We start from the raw sequence: 20,136 nt of genomic DNA, 5'->3' as shown, positions 1-20,136 counted from the left end.
TCAGGCCTCCGTTCCGGTGCTCTCAGCCGGAGCAGCGGCAGCGGCCTCGGCCTTGGGGGCCTCGGCAGCGGCGCTCTGCTGCGGCTTGCGGCCGCGACCGCCACGCTCGCCACCACGGCCACCGCGGCCGGCCGGGCGGTCGTTACCGCCACGGGCCGGACGGTTGCCGGCGCGGGCGGCGGCGTTCTCGGCGCGGACCTCGGCGATGTTCTTGACGTCGCCCTTGTAGATCCAGACCTTCACACCGATGCGGCCGAAGGTCGTCTTGGCCTCGAAGAAGCCGTACTCGACGTTCGCACGGAGCGTGTGCAGCGGCACACGGCCCTCGCGGTAGAACTCCGAGCGGGACATCTCGGCGCCGCCGAGACGGCCACCGCACTGGATCTTGATGCCCTTGGCGCCCGCCTTCATCGCCGACTGCATGCTCTTGCGCATGGCACGGCGGAAGGAGACGCGGGAGGACAGCTGCTCGGCGACGGCCTGGGCCACCAGCTGAGCGTCCACCTCGGGGTTCTTGACCTCGAGGATGTTCAGCTGGACCTGCTTGCCGGTCAGCTTCTCCAGCTGGCCGCGGATCTTGTCGGCCTCGGCGCCACGGCGACCGATGACAATGCCCGGGCGAGCGGTGTGGATGTCCACGCGGACACGGTCACGGGTGCGCTCGATCTCCACCTTGGAGATGCCGGCGCGCTCCATGCCGGACGTCAGCATCCGACGGATGGCGACGTCTTCCTTGACGTAGTCCTTGTACAGCTTGTCGGCGTACCAGCGGGACTTGAAGTCCGTGGTGATGCCGAGCCGGAACCCATGCGGGTTAACCTTCTGGCCCATTACCGGGTTCCTTCCTTGCTGCTGACGACCACGGTGATGTGGCTGGTCCGCTTACGGATCCGGTAGGCACGGCCCTGAGCACGCGGACGGAACCGCTTCAGGGTCGGGCCCTCGTCCACGTACGCCTCGCTGATGACCAGCGAAGAGGCGTCCGTGTGGTCGTAGTTGTGCGCGGCGTTGGCGATGGCGCTGTCCAGCACCTTGCCAACCGGCACGCTCGCGGCCTGCGGGGCGAAACGCAGGACCGCCTGAGCCTCCGTGGCGTCCATGCCACGGATGAGGTCCACCACGCGGCGGGCCTTCATGGGCGTGACGCGGATGTACCGCGCCTGGGCCCTGGCTTCCATGGTTGTCCCTTCAGTGTCTGACACGTTCGTCATAGTCGTTCCACCCCGCGTTAGCGGCGCTTCGACTTCCGGTCGTCCTTGACGTGGCCTCGGAAGGTGCGAGTCGGCGAGAACTCGCCGAGCTTGTGGCCGACCATCGACTCGGTGACGAACACCGGGACGTGGGTCTTGCCGTTGTGCACCGCGATCGTGTGGCCCAGCATGGCCGGGATGATCATCGAGCGACGGGACCAGGTCTTGATGACGTTCTTGGTGCCTGCTTCGTTCTGTACGTCCACCTTCTTGATCAGGTGGTCGTCGACGAAGGGCCCCTTCTTGAGACTGCGCGGCATCTAAACCCGCTCCTAGCGCTTCTTGTTCGTCTTGCGGCGGCGGACGATGTACTTGCTGCTCGCCTTCTTGGGAGAGCGAGTACGACCCTCCTTCTGACCCCACGGGCTGACCGGGTGGCGACCACCGGAGGTCTTGCCCTCACCACCACCGTGCGGGTGGTCAACCGGGTTCATCGCGACACCGCGGACGGTCGGGCGGACGCCCTTCCAGCGCAGGCGGCCAGCCTTGCCCCAGTTGATGTTCGACTGCTCGGCGTTGCCGACCTCGCCGATGGTGGCGCGGCAGCGGACGTCGACCAGACGGATCTCACCGGACGGCATACGAAGGTGGGCCATCGTGCCCTCCTTCGCCAGCAGCTGCACGGAGGCACCCGCGGAGCGGGCGAACTTCGCGCCGCCGCCGGGCCGCAGCTCGATGGCGTGGATGGTCGTACCGACCGGGATGTTGCGCAGCGCCAGGTTGTTGCCGGGCTTGATGTCGGCGGCCGGACCGTTCTCGACACGGTCGCCCTGCGACAGGCCACGCGGCGCGATGATGTAGCGCTTCTCGCCGTCCGCGTAGTGCAGCAGCGCGATGCGCGCGGTGCGGTTCGGGTCGTACTCGATGTGAGCGACCTTCGCCGGCACGCCGTCCTTGTCGTGACGACGGAAGTCGATCACACGGTAGGCGCGCTTGTGGCCACCGCCCTGGTGACGGACGGTCACACGACCGGTGTTGTTACGGCCGCCCTTGCTGTGCAGGGGGCGGACCAGCGACTTCTCCGGCGTGGACCGCGTGATCTCGACGAAGTCGGCGACGCTGGAGCCACGACGGCCCGGAGTCGTCGGCTTGTACTTGCGGATACCCATTTCTCAGTCCTCGTCCGATATTCGGACCAGGGCGCTCCGTTAGGAGGCCTGGCCGAAGATGTCGATACGGTCGCCCTCGGCGAGGGTCACGATGGCGCGCTTGGTGTTGGCGCGCTTGCCGAAACCGGTGCGGGTGCGCTTGCGCTTGCCCTGGCGGTTGATCGTGTTGACCCCGGTGACCTTGACCGAGAAGACCTTCTCAATGGCCTGCTTGATCTGGGTCTTGTTGGCACGCGGGTCGACGATGAACGTGTACTTGTTCTCGTCCAGCAGCGCGTAGCTCTTCTCGGAAACCACCGGCTTGACGAGGAGGTCGTGCGGGTCCGCGAAGGTCTTGCTGGTTACGGTCGTCTCAGCCATCAGGCGTCGCTCCCTTCGGTCTCGTTGGCCTCGGGGCCAGACACGAAGGTCTCGAAGGCGGCCTGGGTGAAGACCACGTCATCGGAGCGGATCACGTCGTACGTGTTCAGCTGGCCCGGCTCCAGGATGTGCACCTGGGGCAGGTTGCGGGCGGACAGCCACGCGGCCTCGTCGGAGCGCTCGGCGATCAGGAGCAGGTTCTTGCGCTCCGAGACCTTGCCGAGCAGCGTCCGCGCGGCCTTGGTGGAGACGCCACCCTCGACCACGTCGGTGACGACGTGGATGCGCGCGTTGCGGGCCCGGTCGGTGAGGGCACCGCGCAGGGCGGCGGCCTTCATCTTCTTCGGGGTCCGCTGCGAGTAGTCGCGCGGCACGGGGCCGTGCACGACGCCACCGCCGGCGAACTGCGGGGCGCGGGTCGAACCCTGACGGGCGCGGCCGGTGCCCTTCTGGCGGTAGGGCTTCTTGCCACCACCACGGACCTCGCCACGCGTCTTGACCTTGTGCGTGCCCTGACGGGCGGCGGCCAGCTGCGCGACGACGACCTGGTGGATCAGCGGAACGCTGACCTTGGCGTCGAAGATCTCGGCCGGGAGCTCGAGGGTCCCGGTCTTGTCGCCCGCGGGCGACAGAATGTCAATGGTGCTCATAGTCCTCAGGCCCCCTTGGCCGCAGTGCGGACCAGGACCAGGCCGCCGTTGGGACCGGGAACCGCGCCCTTGATGAGCAGCAGGCCCTTCTCCGCGTCAACGGCGTGAACGGTCAGGTTCTGGGTGGTGACCCGCTCGTTGCCCATACGGCCCGCCATGCGGAGGCCCTTGAACACACGGCCCGGGGTGGCACAGCCACCGATGGAGCCGGGGGAGCGGTGCTTGCGCTGGGTGCCGTGACCGGCGCCGAGGCCCTTGAAGTTGTGACGCTTCATGACACCGGCGAAGCCCTTGCCCTTGCTCTTGCCCGTGACGTCAACCTTGACGCCGGACTCGAACACAGCGGCGGTGACCTCCTGGCCGAGCGTGTACTCGGCGGCGTCGGAGGTACGGATCTCCACCAGGTGGCGGCGGGGGGTCACGTCGGCCTTGGCGAAGTGACCCTTGAGGGGCTTGTTCACCTTGCGCGGGTCGATCTCGCCGAAGGCGATCTGGACCGACTCGTAGCCGTCGACGTCATTCGTACGGACCTGGGTAACGATGCAGGGCCCGGCCTTGACAACGGTCACCGGGACGACACGGTTGTTCTCGTCCCAGACCTGGGTCATGCCGAGCTTCTCGCCCAGGACGCCCTTGATCTGCTTTGCCATCTCTTCCGCGCCTCTCAGAGCTTGATCTCGATGTCAACGCCGGCCGGAAGGTCCAGGCGCATCAGCGAGTCAACGGTCTTGGGCGTCGGGTCGAGGATGTCGATCAGGCGCTTGTGCGTGCGCATCTCGAAGTGCTCGCGCGAGTCCTTGTACTTGTGCGGCGACTTGATGACGCAGTACACGTTCTTCTCAGTGGGCAGCGGCACCGGGCCCGCGACCGACGCACCAGTACGCGTCACCGTCTCGACGATCTTCTTCGCCGAGGAGTCGATGACTTCGTGGTCGTAGGCCTTGAGCCGGATGCGGATCTTCTGTCCCGCCATGGCTACTAGTAGTCCTGTCTCTCGTGGACGCTCTGGCGACCCGGCGGGTCCTGCGCTTTTCTCCGACCCACGCGGTCGGGCGTGTCGCGCTCCCTCTACGCAGATGTCCCAGGGGACATCCCAACCAAGGGGGCGCGGGCCCGAGCCCGCGTATCGGGGGAAAAACTCCCACCGGGTGCCTGGTCTGCACCCCGCTGACGCTTCCCGAAAGATTCCCGTACGTCCGCCCCAGCGCTGCCTGACGGCAGATGGGACGACGAGTACTGTGGGACTCGCTTCCGGTCCTCCCGGCGGGAGGCGCGCAGCATCGGCACTCAACCGAGCAACCCGCACAGTCTGCCACACGGGGCGGCTGCCTGGCCAATCGAGCCGTAGAGAGTACCCCAGGTCACGAGGGTTCACGCGGACGGCACGACGGGTCGCAGTCGAGACGGTCGAAGATCGCCCCGAAAGGGCCTGGTCGGAGGCGGGTCAGTAGCGGTCGACGCGCTGGCCGTCGAGGACCTGGTAGCAGCCGGAGACGATGGTGATCGAGAGCTGGGGCGGCTCGTTCTTCGCCAGGTGAACGACTCTGACGCTGAACTTGCGGTCGTCGTGGTCGGCGGTGAGCCTGAAATTCTGGTTCCGGCTGTTGTCCCGCTCGAACTGGACGATCTTCCAGCCGTGCTTGGGCAACTCGTCCCTCAGCCGCTCCATGACCCCGTCGAGGCGCTGCCCAGGAGCCGGTACGAGGCTCCACGGATGGCGCATCTGGTAGTACGTCTCACGGTCCCGGTCGCCCCCGCACTCGCTGACCCTGGGGCCCGGCTCCGTAGCGTCACCCTTGACCCCGACAAGGTCCAGGATCTCACTGGACACCTGCTTCGTCGCCGTGGTCGCGTCGTCGATACTCGACCTCCCGGCCGAGGGCACGCCTGACTTTCCGAAGTCGTCCATACCACATCCCGTGATCGAAGCGAGCGCGAGCGCGAGCGGCAGCGCCACCAGCCATTGTTTAGTCTTCAAGCTTCACACTTCCGTGTCGTCCCGCGACCACCTGCGCCTGGTTCCACAGGCTGGTGCTGCCGGGCTTCCAGTAGTCGCTGTGTCCCTCAGTGCCCGTGGTCATCTGCTGTGCGCCGAAGGGCTCGTGGCTCGGGGTGAGGAAGACGCCCCCGCCGACGCCGGACTGGCTGCCGCCGTGGCTGATGCCACCGACGTCCGGGACGAGGTCCCCGGGGGCCTCCTGGTTCCAGACATGCCCTTCGGGTACGTCCATCTCCCGGGCCGAGCCCACCTGTACACCCGGGCTGCCCGCGAAGATCACGTCGTCCGCGTTGAGATCGCCCTGCCGGGCCGCCGAGCCGATGAGGGTCGAGCCGTAGGAGTGCCCGATGACCGTCGTATGGCTCGGGGTGTCAACCGTCCGGGAGGTCTCCAGACCGTCCAGGAACCGGTTGAACGCGGGTGCCCCGTCATTGGCGTAGTGGCTGAAGGGCGAGTCCTTCGGGATGCTCTGCGGTGGGTCGTAGCCGAGCCAGGTGATCGTGGAGACCGAACCGGCCCGGGCTCCGTTGGCCTCCTGCCAGAGGTTCGTCATGCGACTGATGTCGCCCTCGATGCCGCTGAGGTTGGTCGTCGTCCCCGGCACGTACACCGCCGTGTGGTCGGCGGTGTCGGGATTCCCGTTGGCGAGGATCATCCGTCCGGTGCCCTCGTCGCTGAAGGCCAGCAGATACGCCTCCGGCAGCCCTTCCACACCCGAGGAGTTCAGCCGGTCCTGGACGCCGATCATGCCGTTGAGCGGGCCCGCCAGCCGCTCGTACTCGTCCCCGTACCGCCGTTCCCACTCGGCGTACTCGGCCGTGGGAACCCTGAGCGGCATCCTGTTGGTCGTGAGCCAGGTGTACTGGTTCGACGGCGGCTTCGGAATGAGGTCCAGGGCGGCCTGGTACTGGCCCTGCTTCTGGGCGAGCACCGTGCGGTTCGCCTCGTCACGGACCGTCGCCGGCAGCCCGTCCAGCGCGCCGACGCTCGCCGGCCGCACGGCCAGGAGGTCGCCCCGCTGCTCCTCGGTGAGGCTCTTCCACCACTGGGCGTTCTCGGCGGGCGAGCCGCCCTTCGGCGGGTCCTCGATCGTGTCGAGGTAGGCACCGGCGGCGTCCCGGACCCCGGTGGTGTCGGTGGCGGTGTCCGCCCAGTCCCGGGCGGAGACGGTGAGGTCGTCGTCCGCCTTCAGGAAGCGTAAGTGCGGCGCCCACTTCTCATCGGCGGCCGTGGCCTGGGCGAGGGCCCCGGCGATCCGGTCCGCGATGGCCTGGGCGGCCGCCGCGTGCGGGTTCGGGTTCAGATCGGCCGCCTGGCGGGCCAGGCCCTGGGCCTGCGGGGTGTCGTAGCCGCCGGCCGAGCCGCCGTCGGGCACCTTGCCGTCGACCTTGTCGGCGCCCGCCGGATAGGCCACGGTCCCGTCGGGTCCCACCGTGAAGCCCCGGGACCCCGCGTCCGCCAGCGCGGCCTCCAGGCTCCGCCGGGCCACCGCCATCTCGTGGGCGAAGCCGTTCAGCGCGGTACTGATCGCTCCGCACTGGCTCTGGGTGTACCGGAAATTCGCCGCCAGCTCGCGTAACGCGCCCTGCGCCGCGTCCGCCGCCGCCCCCTCCAGTGCGTCCCGCATCCGGAAGGCGACGACGTTCTCGACCCGGTCCTGGGAGGCCCGGGCCGTGTCCGCGAGGGCCCGGTAGCCGTCGGCGGCGTTCTCGTACTCGGTGGGCTTGAGCGCCTTCAGGGTCGCGAGGTCCATGCTCAGCCTCCCTGCGGGCGGCCGCCGACCGCGTCCGTGTCCGCGTGGGCGGCCGACACCCGGGCGAACGCCGCCTCGACGAGCGCGTCCGTCCTCAGCAGGTCCTGCCCGACCTGGTCGAGGATCCCGCCGAGCCGGCCGCAGCGGGCGCGCACGTCCTCCGCGTACCGCTGCCACGAGGCGTACAGCTCCCGTTGCGCCGCCGCGCTGAGGCAGCCCTCGCCGGGGCCGAGCCCCGACTGCCCGGACTCCAGCCTGCCGAGCGCGGTCCCGACGTCCCCGCGCAGCGCCCCGACGTCGGCACCGGCGGCGAGCCACACGTCCCGGCTGGACTTCAGCCCGCCGGTGACGGATCCGCCGCCCGGCGTGGGATCGGGAGCCGTCCCGTTCAGCCGCACTCCCCCGGCCTGCCGCTCGACGGCCTCGGTCTTCAAGCGCTCCCACTCGTCCCACGCCATCGCGGGCGCCCCTCCCCCTGTCGTCCCCCGGTACCCCCGTACCTCCCCGACCCTACCGTCCGTAGCGCCACCCCACGGAACGTCATCTCCCGCGCGCCGCACGGGAGATGAAGATTTTTGGACCGGCCCGAGCAGCCACTCAGCGCGATCATCGGCCCTCACCACAGGTGGTGATATCGCCGCCTTCATGGGCGCAAGTTTTCGATCAGAGCAACCCTGTGTGACGATATTTCGTCTTGTTCACCGCGAACGGTGCTGACCATCCCGTTCGCAGTCATACCAGTACAGAACGCAGCCAGCGCCCTCCACCGCCCGCTGCGGGGGAAGCGGACGGAGCGCACGGCCAAGTGAAGAGAGCGGTTTTCCCTGCCCTGACGCGGACGGCCCGAGGGGACGGCGGGCGGGAGCGCGCTCCCCGGCGGCGGTCCGTCGTGGCCGCGCTCGGGGTGCTCGGGGCCGGCGCCGTCAGCGGGTGCTCCGTGCCCGGTCCGCAGCGGCCGATACCCGCCGCCGACCCCGCGCCCGGGATGCCGATCGCCAGTTCCGGGCGGGCCCAGCTGATGCAGATACTCGCCCACCCGGACGACGATCTGTACTTCATGAACCCGGACACCCAGCGGATGCTCGACGCCGGTGTGCCCCTGGTCTGCGTCTATGTCTCCGCCGGCGAGCACACCGGCGTGAACCGCGCCCCCGGCCTGCCCGATGCGCCCGCCGACACCCGCGCCTACTCCGCCGCCCGCCACCAGGGCCTGCGGCAGGCGTACGCCACCCTCCTGGGCCTGGACAAGTTCACCGAGTGGACCAGGGGCGTCACCGCCCTGCGGCGGGACCGGCTCGCGGAGATCAACACCCTCACCCACGGCGACCGCCGGGTCGAGCTGATCTTCCTCAATCTGCCCATGCACACCCAGCGCCGGTGGATGGCGCTGCCCAGCCTCTGGAACGACCGGGCGGTCGAGGTGCGGACCGTGATCGCCCAGGGTTCGCCGCTGCGCACGGCCGTCCCATACGCGTACGACGTGCTGATAGACGTCCTGGCCGGGCTGATGGAGCAGTACCGGCCGACCGTCGTCCAGACCCTGGACCCGGATCCGGACATCCAGCACAGCGACGAGCGGACCCGGCGCGCGGACAGCGAACAGCGCGGCTACTCCGACCACGGCGACCACACCGCCGTGGCCTGCTTCAGCTGGGCCGCGATGGTCCGCTGGGTGGCGCGGGCGACCGAGGACGGCGGGCAGGTGCCCGGCTTCGTCACGAACGCCTTCCGTGGCTACTACAACCGGCACTGGCCCAAGAACCTGCCGCCGGCGGTCCTGCGGGAGAAGGCCGCGCACCTCGTCCCCTACGGCGGCGACCCCGGCTGGCAGTGCGGCAACGACGCGGGCTGCGGCGACTACGGCGTGGGCGGGACCCGGCCGCTCCGGAACCGCAAGGGCTGGGTGCGCTCCACCCACCACCGCCACCCCGGCCCCCGGCCGGTGGTCGCCGTGGAGCCCGGGCAGCGGCTCACCGCCTACGGAGTGCTGGGGCTGCGCGCGGTCCGCTGGCGCGAGACGGCGCCCGGCAGCGGCCAGTGGGGTGCGCCGGACGATCTCGGCGGCGGTCCGCTGGCGCCCGCGCTGGGCTCGGCGGTGCTGCCGGACGGGCGGCGGCTCCTGTTCGGGCTGCGGTTCGCCGCGCTCGGCGGCCGGGGCGCGGCCAACCGCCGGGAGATCGTGCTGCTGGAGCAGGAGCGGGCGGGCGGCGGCTTCCGCGCCTGGACGGGCCTCGGGAACCCGGAGCGGACCGACGACCGGGGCCGGCGGATCGGCGTCCCGGTGGCGGTGACCGCGCCCGACGGCCGGGTCCATCTCTTCGTCCGCAACGCCGACAAGCAGCTCAGCACCCGGGTCCGGGGCACGGACGGCCACTGGGGGGCCTGGCGGCACCTCGGCGGCGCGGAGATCCAGGACGGGCTCTCGGCCGTCGTGGACGCCGGGGGCCGGGTGCAGGTCTTCGGCGCGGGCCGCGACGCCGTGCACCACTGGGCCCAGAGCACGCCCGGCGCGCCGGTCTTCTTCCAGCCGGCCGGGCCGGACGCACGGCCCGGCGGGCCGGTCGCCGCGCTCGCCCTGCCCGGGGGCGGCGTACGGATCCACTACCGCGAGCCCGCGAGCGCGGAGCCGGCCTCGGTCGGCGTCGGCGGGGCCCCGGCCGGAGCCCCGGTGGCCGGGCTCGCGGGGTACGGGCCGCTCCAGGCAGTACGTACCCGCAGCGGTGTCGCGGTCCTCGGCCGCGATCCGCGCGGGGCGCTGCGGCTCGCGTCCGGCGGGCGGCTCACCGTACGGACCGAGGGGGCGGTGGCGCTGGACTCCCCGGCCCTCGTGGACGGGCCCCACGGCCCCACGGCGGTCGGGATGGGTCCGGACGCCCGGCCCTGGATCTGGCGGCCGGGGCCCCGGGGCAGCAGGGGGCCGGCGCCGGCGAAGGTCTGAGCGAGCGGCGGGCAGCACGGGCAACCGGGGCGGCGGACACGGTCCGCCGCCCCCGACGCGTACCCGTACCCCTTCCCGTACCCGTACACCCCCGTCAGGCGCCCGGGAACGCGAAGAGGCCCCGCACCCAAAGGTGCGGGGCCTCTTGCAGGAAGCTCGCTGGGAGCTACCAGGTCAGATCCTCAAGCGATTACTTGTTGATCTTGACGACCTGGCCGGCGCCCACGGTCCGGCCACCCTCACGGATGGCGAACTTCAGGCCCTCCTCCATGGCGACGGGCTGGATCAGCTCGACGGTCATGGAGGTGTTGTCGCCCGGCATGACCATCTCGGTGCCCTCGGGGAGGGTCACGACGCCGGTCACGTCCGTGGTACGGAAGTAGAACTGCGGGCGGTAGTTGTTGAAGAACGGGGTGTGACGGCCACCCTCGTCCTTCGACAGGATGTAGGCCTGGGCCTCGAACTCGGTGTGCGGGGTGACCGAGCCCGGCTTGATGATGACCTGGCCGCGCTCGACGTCCTCGCGCTTGATGCCACGGAGGAGCAGACCGACGTTCTCACCGGCCTGGCCCTCGTCGAGCAGCTTGCGGAACATCTCGATGCCGGTGACCGTGGTGGTGGTCTTCTCGGTCTTGATGCCGACGATGTCGACGGTCTCGTTGACCTTGAGGACACCACGCTCGATACGGCCGGTGACGACGGTGCCACGACCGGTGATCGTGAAGACGTCCTCGATCGGCATCAGGAACGGCTTGTCGACGTCACGCTCGGGCTGCGGGATGGCCTCGTCCACGGCCTTCATGAGGCCGAGGAGCTTCTCGCCCCACTCCTTGTCGCCCTCCAGCGCCTTCAGCGCGGAGACGCGGACGACCGGCAGGTCGTCGCCCGGGAACTCGTACTCGGTGAGGAGCTCACGGACCTCGAGCTCGACGAGCTCCAGGATCTCCTCGTCGTCCACCATGTCGGCCTTGTTCAGGGCGACGACGATGTACGGAACGCCGACCTGGCGGGCCAGGAGCACGTGCTCCTTGGTCTGCGGCATCGGGCCGTCGGTGGCGGCGACCACGAGGATGGCGCCGTCCATCTGCGCGGCACCCGTGATCATGTTCTTGATGTAGTCCGCGTGACCCGGGCAGTCGACGTGCGCGTAGTGACGCGACTCCGTCTGGTACTCGACGTGCGCGATCGAGATCGTGATACCGCGCTGGCGCTCCTCAGGAGCCTTGTCGATCTGGTCAAACGCCGAAGCCTCGTTCAGCTCCGGGTACGCGTCGTGCAGCACCTTGGTAATGGCGGCCGTGAGGGTCGTCTTACCGTGGTCGATGTGACCGATGGTGCCGATGTTGACGTGCGGCTTAGTCCGCTCGAACTTCGCCTTCGCCACTGGGGTCCTCCTGGGGAGTGGTTCTGTACGCCTTACTCATCGGCGCCAGGTGATCTTTGCTGGGATGCCGGGGCCCCGGGACATTCCCACCGCTCTCTTACCGAACGGCCGGAATGTCCCTGTCGGGCTCCGGTGACAAGCCTAAAGCGTGTACTCGGGTGAGTTACTCGCCCTTGGCCTTCGCGATGATCTCCTCGGCGACGTTCCGCGGAACCTCGGCGTAGGAGTCGAACTGCATCGAGTAGCTTGCGCGACCCGAGGTCTTGCTGCGGAGGTCGCCGACGTAGCCGAACATCTCCGACAGCGGCACCAGGCCCTTGACGACGCGGGCGCCGGCACGCTCCTCCATGGCCTGGATCTGGCCACGGCGGGAGTTGATGTCGCCGACGACCTCGCCCATGTAGTCCTCGGGCGTGGTGACCTCGACGGCCATCATCGGCTCGAGCAGCACGGGGCTGGCCTTGCGCGCGGCCTCCTTGAACGCCTGCGAACCGGCGATCTTGAAGGCGAGCTCGGAGGAGTCGACCTCGTGGAAGGCGCCGTCGAGGAGCGTGACGCGCACGCCCGTCATCTCGTAGCCCGCCAGGATGCCGAACTGCATGGCCTCCTGCGCGCCCGCGTCCACGGAGGGGATGTACTCCTTGGGCACGCGGCCACCGGTGACCTTGTTCACGAACTCGTAGGACGCGTCGCCACCCTCGATGGGCTCGATCGCGATCTGCACCTTCGCGAACTGACCGGTACCACCGGTCTGCTTCTTGTGGGTGTAGTCCACGCGCTCGACGGCCTTGCGGATCGTCTCGCGGTACGCGACCTGAGGCTTGCCGACGTTGGCCTCGACCTTGAACTCGCGCTTCATCCGGTCGACCAGCACCTCGAGGTGAAGCTCGCCCATGCCGCCGATGACGGTCTGGCCGGTCTCCTCGTTGGTGTGGACCTGGAAGGAGGGGTCCTCCTCCGCGAGACGCTGGATGGCGACACCCAGCTTCTCCTGGTCGCCCTTGGACTTGGGCTCGATCGCGACCTCGATGACCGGCGCCGGGAAGTCCATGGACTCCAGGATCACCGGGTTCTTCTCGTCCGCGAGCGTCTCACCGGTGGTGGTCTGCTTCAGGCCCATGACGGCGACGATGTCACCGGCGCCCACCGACGCGATCTCCTCACGCTTGTTCGCGTGCATACGGTAGATCTTGCCGATGCGCTCCTTGCGGCCCTTCACGGAGTTCAGCACCGCGGTGCCGGACTCCAGACGGCCGGAGTAGATGCGCACGAAGGTGAGCTTGCCGAGGTGCGGGTCGCTCATGATCTTGAACGCCAGCGCCGCGAGCGGCTCGTCGTCGGACGGCTTGCGCTTGACGACCAGCTCCGCGTCCTTGACGTCGTGGCCCTCGATGGCCTCGACGTCCAGGGGGGAGGGCAGGTAGCGCACGACCGCGTCGAGCAGGGGCTGGACGCCCTTGTTCTTGAACGCGGTACCACAGAACACCGGGGTGACCGTGGTGCCCTCGGACTTGCCGGAGGCGATGGTGATACGGCGGACCGCCGCGTACAGCTGCTCGACGGTGGGCTCCTGGCCCTCCAGGAACAGCTCCATCATCGCGTCGTCGTTCTCGGCGACGGTCTCCAGCAGCTTGCCGCGCCACTCGTCGGCGGCCTCGGTGTGCGTGGCCGGGATGTCGACGACGTCGTACATCTCGCCCTTGGTCGCCTCGGCGGACCAGACGAAGGCCTTCATGGTGACGAGGTCGACGACACCCTGGAAGTTGGCCTCGGCACCGATCGGCAGCTGCATGACGATCGGCGTCGCGCCCAGGCGGTCGCTGATCATGTCGACACAGCGGTGGAACTCGGCACCGGTGCGGTCGAGCTTGTTGACGAAGCAGATACGCGGAACGCCGTAGCGGTCCGCCTGACGCCAGACGGTCTCGGACTGCGGCTCAACGCCGGCGACACCGTCGAACACGGTCACGGCACCGTCGAGCACGCGGAGCGAACGCTCCACCTCGACGGTGAAGTCGACGTGGCCCGGGGTGTCGATGATGTTGATGGTGTGATCGACGTCCTCGAGCGGCCAGTGACAGGTCGTCGCGGCGGACGTGATCGTGATGCCGCGCTCCTGCTCCTGCTCCATCCAGTCCATCGTGGCAGCGCCGTCGTGGACCTCACCGATCTTGTAGCTCACACCGGTGTAGAACAGGATGCGCTCGGTGGTCGTCGTCTTGCCCGCGTCGATGTGGGCCATGATCCCAATGTTGCGGACCTTGGCCAGGTCAAGCGAAGTGGTGGCCATATGGCTCAGTCTTCTCTCGGTCTCGATGGGGTAGCGACTACCAGCGGTAGTGCGCGAAGGCCTTGTTGGACTCGGCCATCTTGTGCGTGTCCTCACGCTTCTTGACCGAAGCGCCGAGGCCGTTCGAGGCGTCGAGCAGCTCGTTCATGAGGCGCTCGGTCATGGTCTTCTCACGGCGGGCGCGGGAGTAGCCCACGATCCAGCGCAGCGAGAGGGTGGCGGCACGACCAGGCTTGACCTCGATCGGCACCTGGTAGGTGGCGCCACCGACACGGCGGGACTTGACCTCAAGGGACGGCTTGACGTTCTCAAGCGCGCGCTTCAGGGTGATGACCGGGTCGGCGTTGGTCTTCTCGCGAAGACCTTCCATGGCGCCGTAGACGATCCGCTCGGCGGTGGAACGCTTGCCGTTCAGCAGGATCTTGTTGATGAGCGACGTCACCAGAGGAGAACCGTAGACCGGGTCGATGATGACCGGGCGCTTCGGGGCGGGGCCCTTACGAGGCATTCTTACTTCTCCTTCTTGGCGCCGTAGCGGCTGCGGGCCTGCTTACGGTTCTTGACGCCCTGGGTGTCCAGGGAACCGCGGATGATCTTGTAGCGAACACCCGGCAGGTCCTTCACACGGCCACCACGCACGAGCACGATGGAGTGCTCCTGCAGGTTGTGTCCCTCACCCGGGATGTAGGCCGTGACCTCGATGCCAGAGGTCAGACGCACACGCGCGACCTTGCGCAGGGCCGAGTTCGGCTTCTTCGGGGTGGTCGTGAACACACGCGTGCAGACGCCGCGGCGCTGGGGCGAACCCTCGAGCGCGGGCGTCTTGTTCTTCTCGACCTTGTCCTGCCGGCCCTTACGGACCAGCTGCTGGATCGTAGGCACTACTTCTCCGGTTTCTGTGTGCCGATCAGTACAACTAACCTGGAACGCCTCCGACCCACGCGGTCGGGTGTGTCGTAGCTGCGGGACTCCCGCCTTGCGGGCGAAGAGGGTGCAGATAGCGGCGGCCGAGATCGGACCCCTCACGCGGTTGAGGACACGCGCAGGAGCCCAGGCACACCCCAGGCACAAGGTCAGAGCGTACCTACCGCATGGGCTGCGGTCAAAACAAATGCACGCACCCCCCAGGGCACGGCCGACCTTGGGAAACGACTCTTTCAGCGGGAGGATCACGGGTGCGGGCGCAGCTTACGCCCGGCGGGGCGGGCCCGCAGGTCGAGCGCCGGGGCCGGGCGGGCGGTGCGCGGGGCCGCCGGTGGGCGGCGGCCCTGGATCACCGGCGGATGTGTCCGGGATCACCCGGCGTCACCGTCCGGGCCGGCGGGGCCCGTGGGGTCGGCAGGGCCCGTGGGGCCGGGCGGATCGGGCGGGTCGGGCGGGCCGGGCGGGTCGGGCGGGTCCTCGGAGCGGGGGCGCCGGGGTCCGGCGAGCCGGGGGATGGTCGGGACCCGGGATCCGCGCCGCTTGGGGACGAGCGCCGGGCGGGAGTCGCCGGCCCGGGGCCCGCCGTCCGGAGCAGCCGTCCCGCCGCTGCCACCCCTGTCGCCCTTGTCGCCCTTGTCGCCCTTGTCACTCCTGGCGCCTTTGCCGTCGTCCGTGGCGGCCGCCGCCGTCCGGCTGTCGCCGCGGTCGGGGTGCCCGGGGCGCCGCTCGGCGCCCGGCGGGAACTCCTGGCGGAAGGGGAGTACGGCGGCCCGCCCCGGGGCCTGCCCCACCAGCCTGAGCGGTCGGCTCCGGGTCGCGGCCAGGGCCTCGTCCAGCGCCGCGCCGTACTCGGCGGCGGCATCCCGCCAGCCGCTGGCGTAGGCGGCGGTCTCCCGCCGGTCCAGCTCCTCCCGGAGCAGCACGGCGACCTCCGCCGGGGCGTGCCCCTCCAGCAGCCGGCCGAGGAGGGCGAGCAGCCCGGGCAGGTCGTCCGGCGGCGCGTCCGGGGGTATGCCGTCCGACGACGCGCCGGGCGGTACGCCGTGCGTGGCGTCACCCGGGGCGTCGGACGCGGGGAGCGCTCCTGATGGTGGCGACGGCGACGGCGCGGACATCGCGCCCCGCCCGGCCCCTTCCCCCTCCGCCATCCCCGTCTCTCGTTCGCGTCCCATCGATGCTCCCGCCCATGCGACTCGTCTGAGGACACAGCTCGGCGGACGCCGTGCTTCCCGGAGCGGCGGGAGCTGCGTGAGCGTGGGGGGACACGCGGTGACAGCTTACTGACCGGGGCCTGCGCACGGAGGTGGCCATCCGGTCCGGCACGGAGCGTGACGATGGGCGGGGTGCGGTTCGCAGGCGGCCCGGCCGGGTACGGGCAAGGGGGGCACCCTGCGCCGGGCCCGGCGCTCCCCGTGACCGAGGGGTCGGGCGAGGCGTGCGGGTCCAGTTCTGTGGCCAGTCCCGGGGTCAGCCCTGTGGTCAGTCCTGGGCGAGGGGGGCGCGGCGGGCCGGGGCGGGCGGCAGGAACTGCCCGGCGACCTTGATGAACATCTCCACCTGCTCGTCCGGCACGCCAAGACCGGCGGCGGCCTCCTCCAGCGTCATCCGGCGGAGCGGGGGGGCGGACGCGGCCTTCCCGGCGGTCACCGGCAGCGGAAGGTCCTCCTCGCTGAGCCGCCCCGAGCGGATCAGCATGTCGCGCACCGGCACGTCCAGGACGTGCGCGAGCCGCCGGGTGGTCTCCAGGTCGGGCATGCTCTGCCGCTGGAGCAATCGGGTGATGGCGGCCCGGTGGACACCCGCCTCGTCGGCGAGCCGGGACTTCCCGCCGCCCCGGGGGCTGTCGATGTCGTAGCCACGGCGGCGGATCAGTTCCTCCACCCAGGCGGCGAACTGGTCCAGATCATGGGCGCTCACTGATGGTCGCCTCCCTCCGAAGCGGATCTCAGACTATCGCGCTTGCGCGCACGACATTTCGTGCTGCTGCGCGCGCACTGTGGCGATTACGCGAAGACCGCCCTCCGCATTCTGTTGCGCGTGCGCGCGCACTATGTGATGGTGCGAGTGCGCAACAAATCGACGTGACCCGTGTGACGGGAGAGACCTTGATTCCCTGGCCCACAGCCCTCGGCACCAGCGCACACCTGCGAACCCCCACCCCGCCCCCGTTGCGCACCCGCACGCTGTGCCCTGACCCGGCTCCGGGGAACGCGGGAGGGGCGCCTGTCGCGCGGCGGAGTATCCCTACGCCGATTCCGGCAGGTCCGCACACCTCAAAGCAGTGAGCCGCTCTCATCCCGGCACCCGCTCCGACTCCGCCGGATGCCGTACCCACCACACCCACGCCCGATCCCCGGAGGTCCCCTTGACCCGGCCCGCCCCTGACACAGCCCACTGGATCAACACGCTGATCAGCCGCTTTCCGGAACTTCTGACCTCGCTCGCCCCCGGCAGCCGGCCCTCCACCACCGGGCGCCGGGCCGCCTCCGTCTCTCCCTCCCTACCCGTTCAGCTGCATATCTCGGACGCACTCCGCGATATCACCGACGGGGTGATCGAGCTGGACGAGGCGGTCCACGAACGGCTCGGCCTCGGCCGCCCCCGGCGGGCCCGGGTCCCCCAGCGGCTGATCCGGATCGCCTCCCTGCTCGACGCCGTCGCCGCCCACCCCGACCTCGCGGAGCACGTACGGGACGAGGCCCGCCGGATGGCCCGGCGCTGCGCCCATGCCCTGGGCGACAGCGAGGCGGTGCTCAGGCTGCCGGGCCGCTGCCCCCGGTGCGACTCGGTCTCCCTGCGCGCCTTCCCGGACCGGCGGGCCGTGCTCTGCGTCAACCCGGCCTGCCGCTGCGGGGACGGCGACTGCGCGTGCGGTACGGACCCGGCGCACCGCCACATCTGGCAGGAGTCGCAGTGGGCGGCGCTGGCGGAGCACGGGATCGACGGTTCCGTGATCCGCGCGGCGCTGGACACCGGCGCGGGCGGGGCGGCCCGGTGAACGGGCCGGGCGAGGGGACCCGTGCCCCGGGCGGGCGGCCGCGTACGGCCGGCGGCCCCCTGATCACCGGCGCGCTCGCCGCCACCGAGGCGGGGGTCGTACCGGCCACCATCCGCAAGTGGGTCCAGCTGGGCCACCTCTCCCCCGCCGGGCGGCTGGGCCGGTCGTTGCTCTACCGGCTGGAGGACGTCTTCGCGGCGGAGCGCGCCGCCCGGCGGCCGGCCGCGCGGAGCTGACCGTACGGCCCGTCCCGCCGCAAGGGGCGATCGATCGGCGGTGGTCCCGGGTCCGGGGCCGCCGCCGATCGGCGTTGTCCGGCCGCCGTCCCGGAGCAGGAAAAGAGCGAACTCGCCCGCACTAGTTGCGCGCTCGCACGAAATCAATCACACTGGAGGCAGCGGCGGAGCTGTGCCCCCTCCCTCCGGGGCGCAGCTCCGCCGCCGGCGTTGCCGGGACCGGCCGCCGGCCCCGTACGCGCCTTCCCCGCGCATCCGCACGTGTTCACACGCATCCGTGCCATCCGTGCCATCCGTACGAATCAGGAGTGATGCCCCGCCATGAACGCACCCCCGAGCACCTTCCCCGATGTGGAGGCCATCGTCGTGGACCTCCTCCGCAACCGGCCGGAGCTGGCGGGCGCGGCCGTGGACGAGAGCCCGCCGCCCGGCTTCAACGGCACCCAGCGGGTCGTGCTCGTCTCCCGCCGGGGCGGGGCCTGGGTCGACGACCTCCATCTCGACCAGCCCCTGATCGAGCTGGAGGTCTACGGCCCCGACAAGACCGCCGCCCATGTCCTGACCAACGCGGCCCGCTCCGTCCTGCTCCGCTCCCGGGGCACCGCCTTCGGCGTCTCGCACATCACCGACGTCAGCGAGGCCGACGGGCCGCGCTGGCAGCCGGACTACGTCTACCCGGCGGCCAACCGCTACCTCTGCGTGCTGCGGCTCTCCGTGCGGACCGTCTGAGCCCCGCACGCCGCCCCCACCGACCGGGCCCCGCCGATCCGGCGGGGCCCTTGCCGTACCCACGGCAGCCACCACCACCCAAGGAGTTCCCATGGCAGGCAACAACGCTTCCGAGATCCGCGTCGCCGGCACCGGCCGGGTCCTCGTCGCCGCGGTGGGCGCCGCCGCGCCGACCGCCTTCTCCGCCAACCCGGCGGCCGACTGGGGCGCCGCCTGGACGGACCTCGGCTACACCACCACCGACGGCGTGACCTTCGCCAAGAAGGACAAGCTCGACCCGGTGGAGACCTGGCAGGCCATCAGCCCGGCGCGGTTCGTCTACTCGGACCGCGATCTGACGCTGAAGTTCGCGATGCTCCAGTTCAACGAGGACACGCTGCCCTTCTTCATCGGCGGGTCCAAGTCGGACGTCAAGCCCGTCGGCGCGGGCACCGCCGGGATCTACAGCCTGGACATCCCGGACGGCCCGACCTTCGACGAGCGGGCGCTCGGCCTGGAGTTCACCGACGGCAAGGACATCACCTACCGCTTCGTGATCCCGCGCGGCCAGGTGACCTCCGCCGACGACGTGAAGCTGGCCCGCAAGTCGGCGGCCTCGCTCGGGGTCACCTTCACCGCGCTGTCCCAGGGCGCGACCGCGCCGCTGGCGACCTTCCTGATGAAGGACCCGGCGTACTCGGCCGTGTGACACCCGCCGTACCGGGGCCGGTCCCGCACCAGGACCGGCCCCGGTAGGGCACTTCCCTTCCCCTCTCCCTGCACCAGGAGGCACACCCATGGCTCGCTTCGACGTGAACGCCGCCCGCGCCCAGCGCCTGGAGGCCATCGGCACGAACTGGTCCTTCGATCTGGACCAGGACACCTTCGAACTGCCCACCGAGCTGACCCGCGCGACCGCGAAGGCGCTGCGCGAGCTGGACGACAACGACGTGGACGGACTGCTGTCGCTCCTCATGGGCGCGAAGCAGTTCGCCCGCTTCGAGAAGCACGACATCACCATGCAGGACATCGCCGCGATCCTGGACGCCTACGGCAAGGAGACCGGGCTCGGCCTGGGGGAAGACTGAGCCTCGTCGAGTTCGCCGACGAACACGCCGAGGCTCTCGAAGCGGATCTGCTGCGCCACTACGGCGTGGATTTCCTCGACTGGCAGCGCGGCCGGCTCTCCTCCCGCCGGCTGTCGGTGCTGATCGAGCATCTGCCCCGGGACAGCGCGGTGAACCGCGCGCTGCACGGGGAGACGGCGGAGTGGTCGGTGACCGACCACCTGCTGGCGGCGGTGGTGGACCACCTGGCCGCCGCGAACTGGCTCTTCACCAGCGTCCACTCGGACGACCCCCCGGACCCCCCGACACCGGTTCCCCGCCCGGGTGACTCCGCGCCCGAAGAGTCCCGGGCCGAACCGGACCCCCCACCTGCGAGCGCTGATCTGGCCCGCTTCTTCGGCCGGGGCTGAACGCCCGTACCCCATGGGCCCCTCGCGAGCCCTCGGACGCAGACACCCACGGCGAGGTGA

General features: G+C 70.3%; 24 protein-coding genes. 7 read left to right on the top strand and 17 right to left on the bottom strand.

Annotated features, from left to right (window positions below):
- The 11 genes from rpsC to SYYSPA8_RS25015 all read right to left on the bottom strand — a co-directional run bounded on the left by rpsC (position 1) and on the right by SYYSPA8_RS25015 (position 7,579).
- A complete protein-coding gene (gene rpsC, locus SYYSPA8_RS25065; protein ID WP_323449565.1) occupies positions 1–831 on the bottom strand; it encodes a 30S ribosomal protein S3 in 831 nt (276 codons plus the stop codon).
- The gene (rplV, locus tag SYYSPA8_RS25060; protein ID WP_004571827.1) at positions 831–1,178 is read right to left on the bottom strand and encodes a 50S ribosomal protein L22; all 348 of its coding nucleotides are present in this window, start codon (positions 1,176–1,178) and stop codon (positions 831–833) included. The genes rpsC and rplV overlap by 1 nt, the downstream gene beginning before the upstream one ends.
- A gap of 50 nt (positions 1,179–1,228) precedes the next feature.
- Positions 1,229–1,510: a 30S ribosomal protein S19 gene (gene rpsS, locus SYYSPA8_RS25055; RefSeq protein ID WP_142214205.1), complete on the bottom strand. Its 282-nt coding sequence runs from the start codon at positions 1,508–1,510 to the stop codon at positions 1,229–1,231.
- Between the two features lie 12 nt (positions 1,511–1,522).
- Entirely contained in the window at positions 1,523–2,359 is an 837-nt protein-coding gene (gene rplB, locus SYYSPA8_RS25050) for a 50S ribosomal protein L2 (RefSeq protein ID WP_323449564.1), read from the bottom strand.
- Between the two features lie 39 nt (positions 2,360–2,398).
- Positions 2,399–2,719 (bottom strand): 50S ribosomal protein L23, encoded by a 321-nt coding sequence (gene rplW / locus SYYSPA8_RS25045; protein ID WP_323449563.1) that lies wholly within the window; start codon positions 2,717–2,719, stop codon positions 2,399–2,401.
- Complete coding sequence (gene rplD, locus SYYSPA8_RS25040) at positions 2,719–3,369, bottom strand: 50S ribosomal protein L4 (protein WP_323449562.1); 651 nt, start codon at positions 3,367–3,369, stop codon at positions 2,719–2,721. The genes rplW and rplD overlap by 1 nt, the downstream gene beginning before the upstream one ends.
- A gap of 5 nt (positions 3,370–3,374) precedes the next feature.
- On the bottom strand, positions 3,375–4,019 hold the full coding sequence (gene rplC, locus SYYSPA8_RS25035) for a 50S ribosomal protein L3 (RefSeq protein WP_323449561.1): 645 nt from the start codon (positions 4,017–4,019) through the stop codon (positions 3,375–3,377).
- Between the two features lie 14 nt (positions 4,020–4,033).
- The gene (gene rpsJ / locus SYYSPA8_RS25030) at positions 4,034–4,342 is read right to left on the bottom strand and encodes a 30S ribosomal protein S10 (RefSeq protein ID WP_003948644.1); all 309 of its coding nucleotides are present in this window, start codon (positions 4,340–4,342) and stop codon (positions 4,034–4,036) included.
- Positions 4,343–4,813: 471 nt separating this feature from the next.
- Positions 4,814–5,347 carry a hypothetical protein gene (locus tag SYYSPA8_RS25025; protein ID WP_323449560.1) on the bottom strand — a complete coding sequence of 178 codons (534 nt, stop codon included), beginning with the start codon at positions 5,345–5,347 and terminating at the stop codon, positions 4,814–4,816.
- Positions 5,337–7,121, bottom strand: a complete 1,785-nt coding sequence (locus tag SYYSPA8_RS25020) for an alpha/beta hydrolase (RefSeq protein ID WP_323449559.1) — start codon at positions 7,119–7,121, stop codon at positions 5,337–5,339. Before SYYSPA8_RS25020 ends, SYYSPA8_RS25025 begins: the two co-directional genes overlap by 11 nt.
- A gap of 2 nt (positions 7,122–7,123) precedes the next feature.
- Positions 7,124–7,579, bottom strand: coding sequence for a hypothetical protein (locus SYYSPA8_RS25015; protein ID WP_323449558.1), 456 nt, complete (start codon positions 7,577–7,579; stop codon positions 7,124–7,126).
- 371 nt (positions 7,580–7,950) lie between these two features.
- Between SYYSPA8_RS25015 and SYYSPA8_RS25010 the strand changes: the two genes are divergently transcribed.
- Entirely contained in the window at positions 7,951–10,059 is a 2,109-nt protein-coding gene (locus tag SYYSPA8_RS25010) for a PIG-L family deacetylase (RefSeq protein ID WP_407706082.1), read from the top strand.
- 190 nt (positions 10,060–10,249) lie between these two features.
- Here the strand turns inward: SYYSPA8_RS25010 and tuf are convergent, their stop codons facing one another.
- From tuf to SYYSPA8_RS24980, 6 genes are all read right to left on the bottom strand, one after another.
- Positions 10,250–11,443 (bottom strand): elongation factor Tu, encoded by a 1,194-nt coding sequence (gene tuf, locus SYYSPA8_RS25005; protein WP_323449556.1) that lies wholly within the window; start codon positions 11,441–11,443, stop codon positions 10,250–10,252.
- 163 nt (positions 11,444–11,606) lie between these two features.
- Positions 11,607–13,733 (bottom strand): elongation factor G, encoded by a 2,127-nt coding sequence (gene fusA / locus SYYSPA8_RS25000; RefSeq protein WP_323449555.1) that lies wholly within the window; start codon positions 13,731–13,733, stop codon positions 11,607–11,609.
- A gap of 37 nt (positions 13,734–13,770) precedes the next feature.
- On the bottom strand, positions 13,771–14,241 hold the full coding sequence (rpsG, locus tag SYYSPA8_RS24995; protein WP_323449554.1) for a 30S ribosomal protein S7: 471 nt from the start codon (positions 14,239–14,241) through the stop codon (positions 13,771–13,773).
- 2 nt (positions 14,242–14,243) lie between these two features.
- Entirely contained in the window at positions 14,244–14,615 is a 372-nt protein-coding gene (gene rpsL / locus SYYSPA8_RS24990; RefSeq protein ID WP_003948652.1) for a 30S ribosomal protein S12, read from the bottom strand.
- 413 nt (positions 14,616–15,028) lie between these two features.
- On the bottom strand, positions 15,029–15,829 hold the full coding sequence (locus SYYSPA8_RS24985) for a hypothetical protein (protein ID WP_323449553.1): 801 nt from the start codon (positions 15,827–15,829) through the stop codon (positions 15,029–15,031).
- Between the two features lie 307 nt (positions 15,830–16,136).
- The gene (locus SYYSPA8_RS24980; RefSeq protein WP_323449552.1) at positions 16,137–16,574 is read right to left on the bottom strand and encodes a helix-turn-helix transcriptional regulator; all 438 of its coding nucleotides are present in this window, start codon (positions 16,572–16,574) and stop codon (positions 16,137–16,139) included.
- Positions 16,575–17,022: 448 nt separating this feature from the next.
- Here SYYSPA8_RS24980 and SYYSPA8_RS24975 point away from each other — a divergent pair, with 448 nt between their 5' ends.
- From SYYSPA8_RS24975 to SYYSPA8_RS24950, 6 genes are all read left to right on the top strand, one after another.
- Positions 17,023–17,655 (top strand): hypothetical protein, encoded by a 633-nt coding sequence (locus SYYSPA8_RS24975; protein WP_323449551.1) that lies wholly within the window; start codon positions 17,023–17,025, stop codon positions 17,653–17,655.
- Positions 17,652–17,891 (top strand): hypothetical protein, encoded by a 240-nt coding sequence (locus tag SYYSPA8_RS24970; RefSeq protein WP_323449727.1) that lies wholly within the window; start codon positions 17,652–17,654, stop codon positions 17,889–17,891. Before SYYSPA8_RS24975 ends, SYYSPA8_RS24970 begins: the two co-directional genes overlap by 4 nt.
- Before the next feature lie 321 nt (positions 17,892–18,212).
- Positions 18,213–18,620: a hypothetical protein gene (locus SYYSPA8_RS24965; protein ID WP_323449550.1), complete on the top strand. Its 408-nt coding sequence runs from the start codon at positions 18,213–18,215 to the stop codon at positions 18,618–18,620.
- Positions 18,621–18,711: 91 nt separating this feature from the next.
- Complete coding sequence (locus SYYSPA8_RS24960; protein WP_323449549.1) at positions 18,712–19,308, top strand: phage tail tube protein; 597 nt, start codon at positions 18,712–18,714, stop codon at positions 19,306–19,308.
- A gap of 88 nt (positions 19,309–19,396) precedes the next feature.
- A complete protein-coding gene (locus tag SYYSPA8_RS24955; protein WP_323449548.1) occupies positions 19,397–19,687 on the top strand; it encodes a hypothetical protein in 291 nt (96 codons plus the stop codon).
- Between the two features lie 65 nt (positions 19,688–19,752).
- A complete protein-coding gene (locus tag SYYSPA8_RS24950) occupies positions 19,753–20,076 on the top strand; it encodes a hypothetical protein (protein WP_323449547.1) in 324 nt (107 codons plus the stop codon).
- Positions 20,077–20,136 lie beyond the last annotated feature (60 nt).

It is taken from the genome of Streptomyces yaizuensis (assembly GCF_034961445.1).
Classification (GTDB): Bacteria; Actinomycetota; Actinomycetes; order Streptomycetales; family Streptomycetaceae; genus Streptomyces; species Streptomyces yaizuensis.
This window is presented reverse-complemented; position numbering and strand designations above follow the sequence as displayed.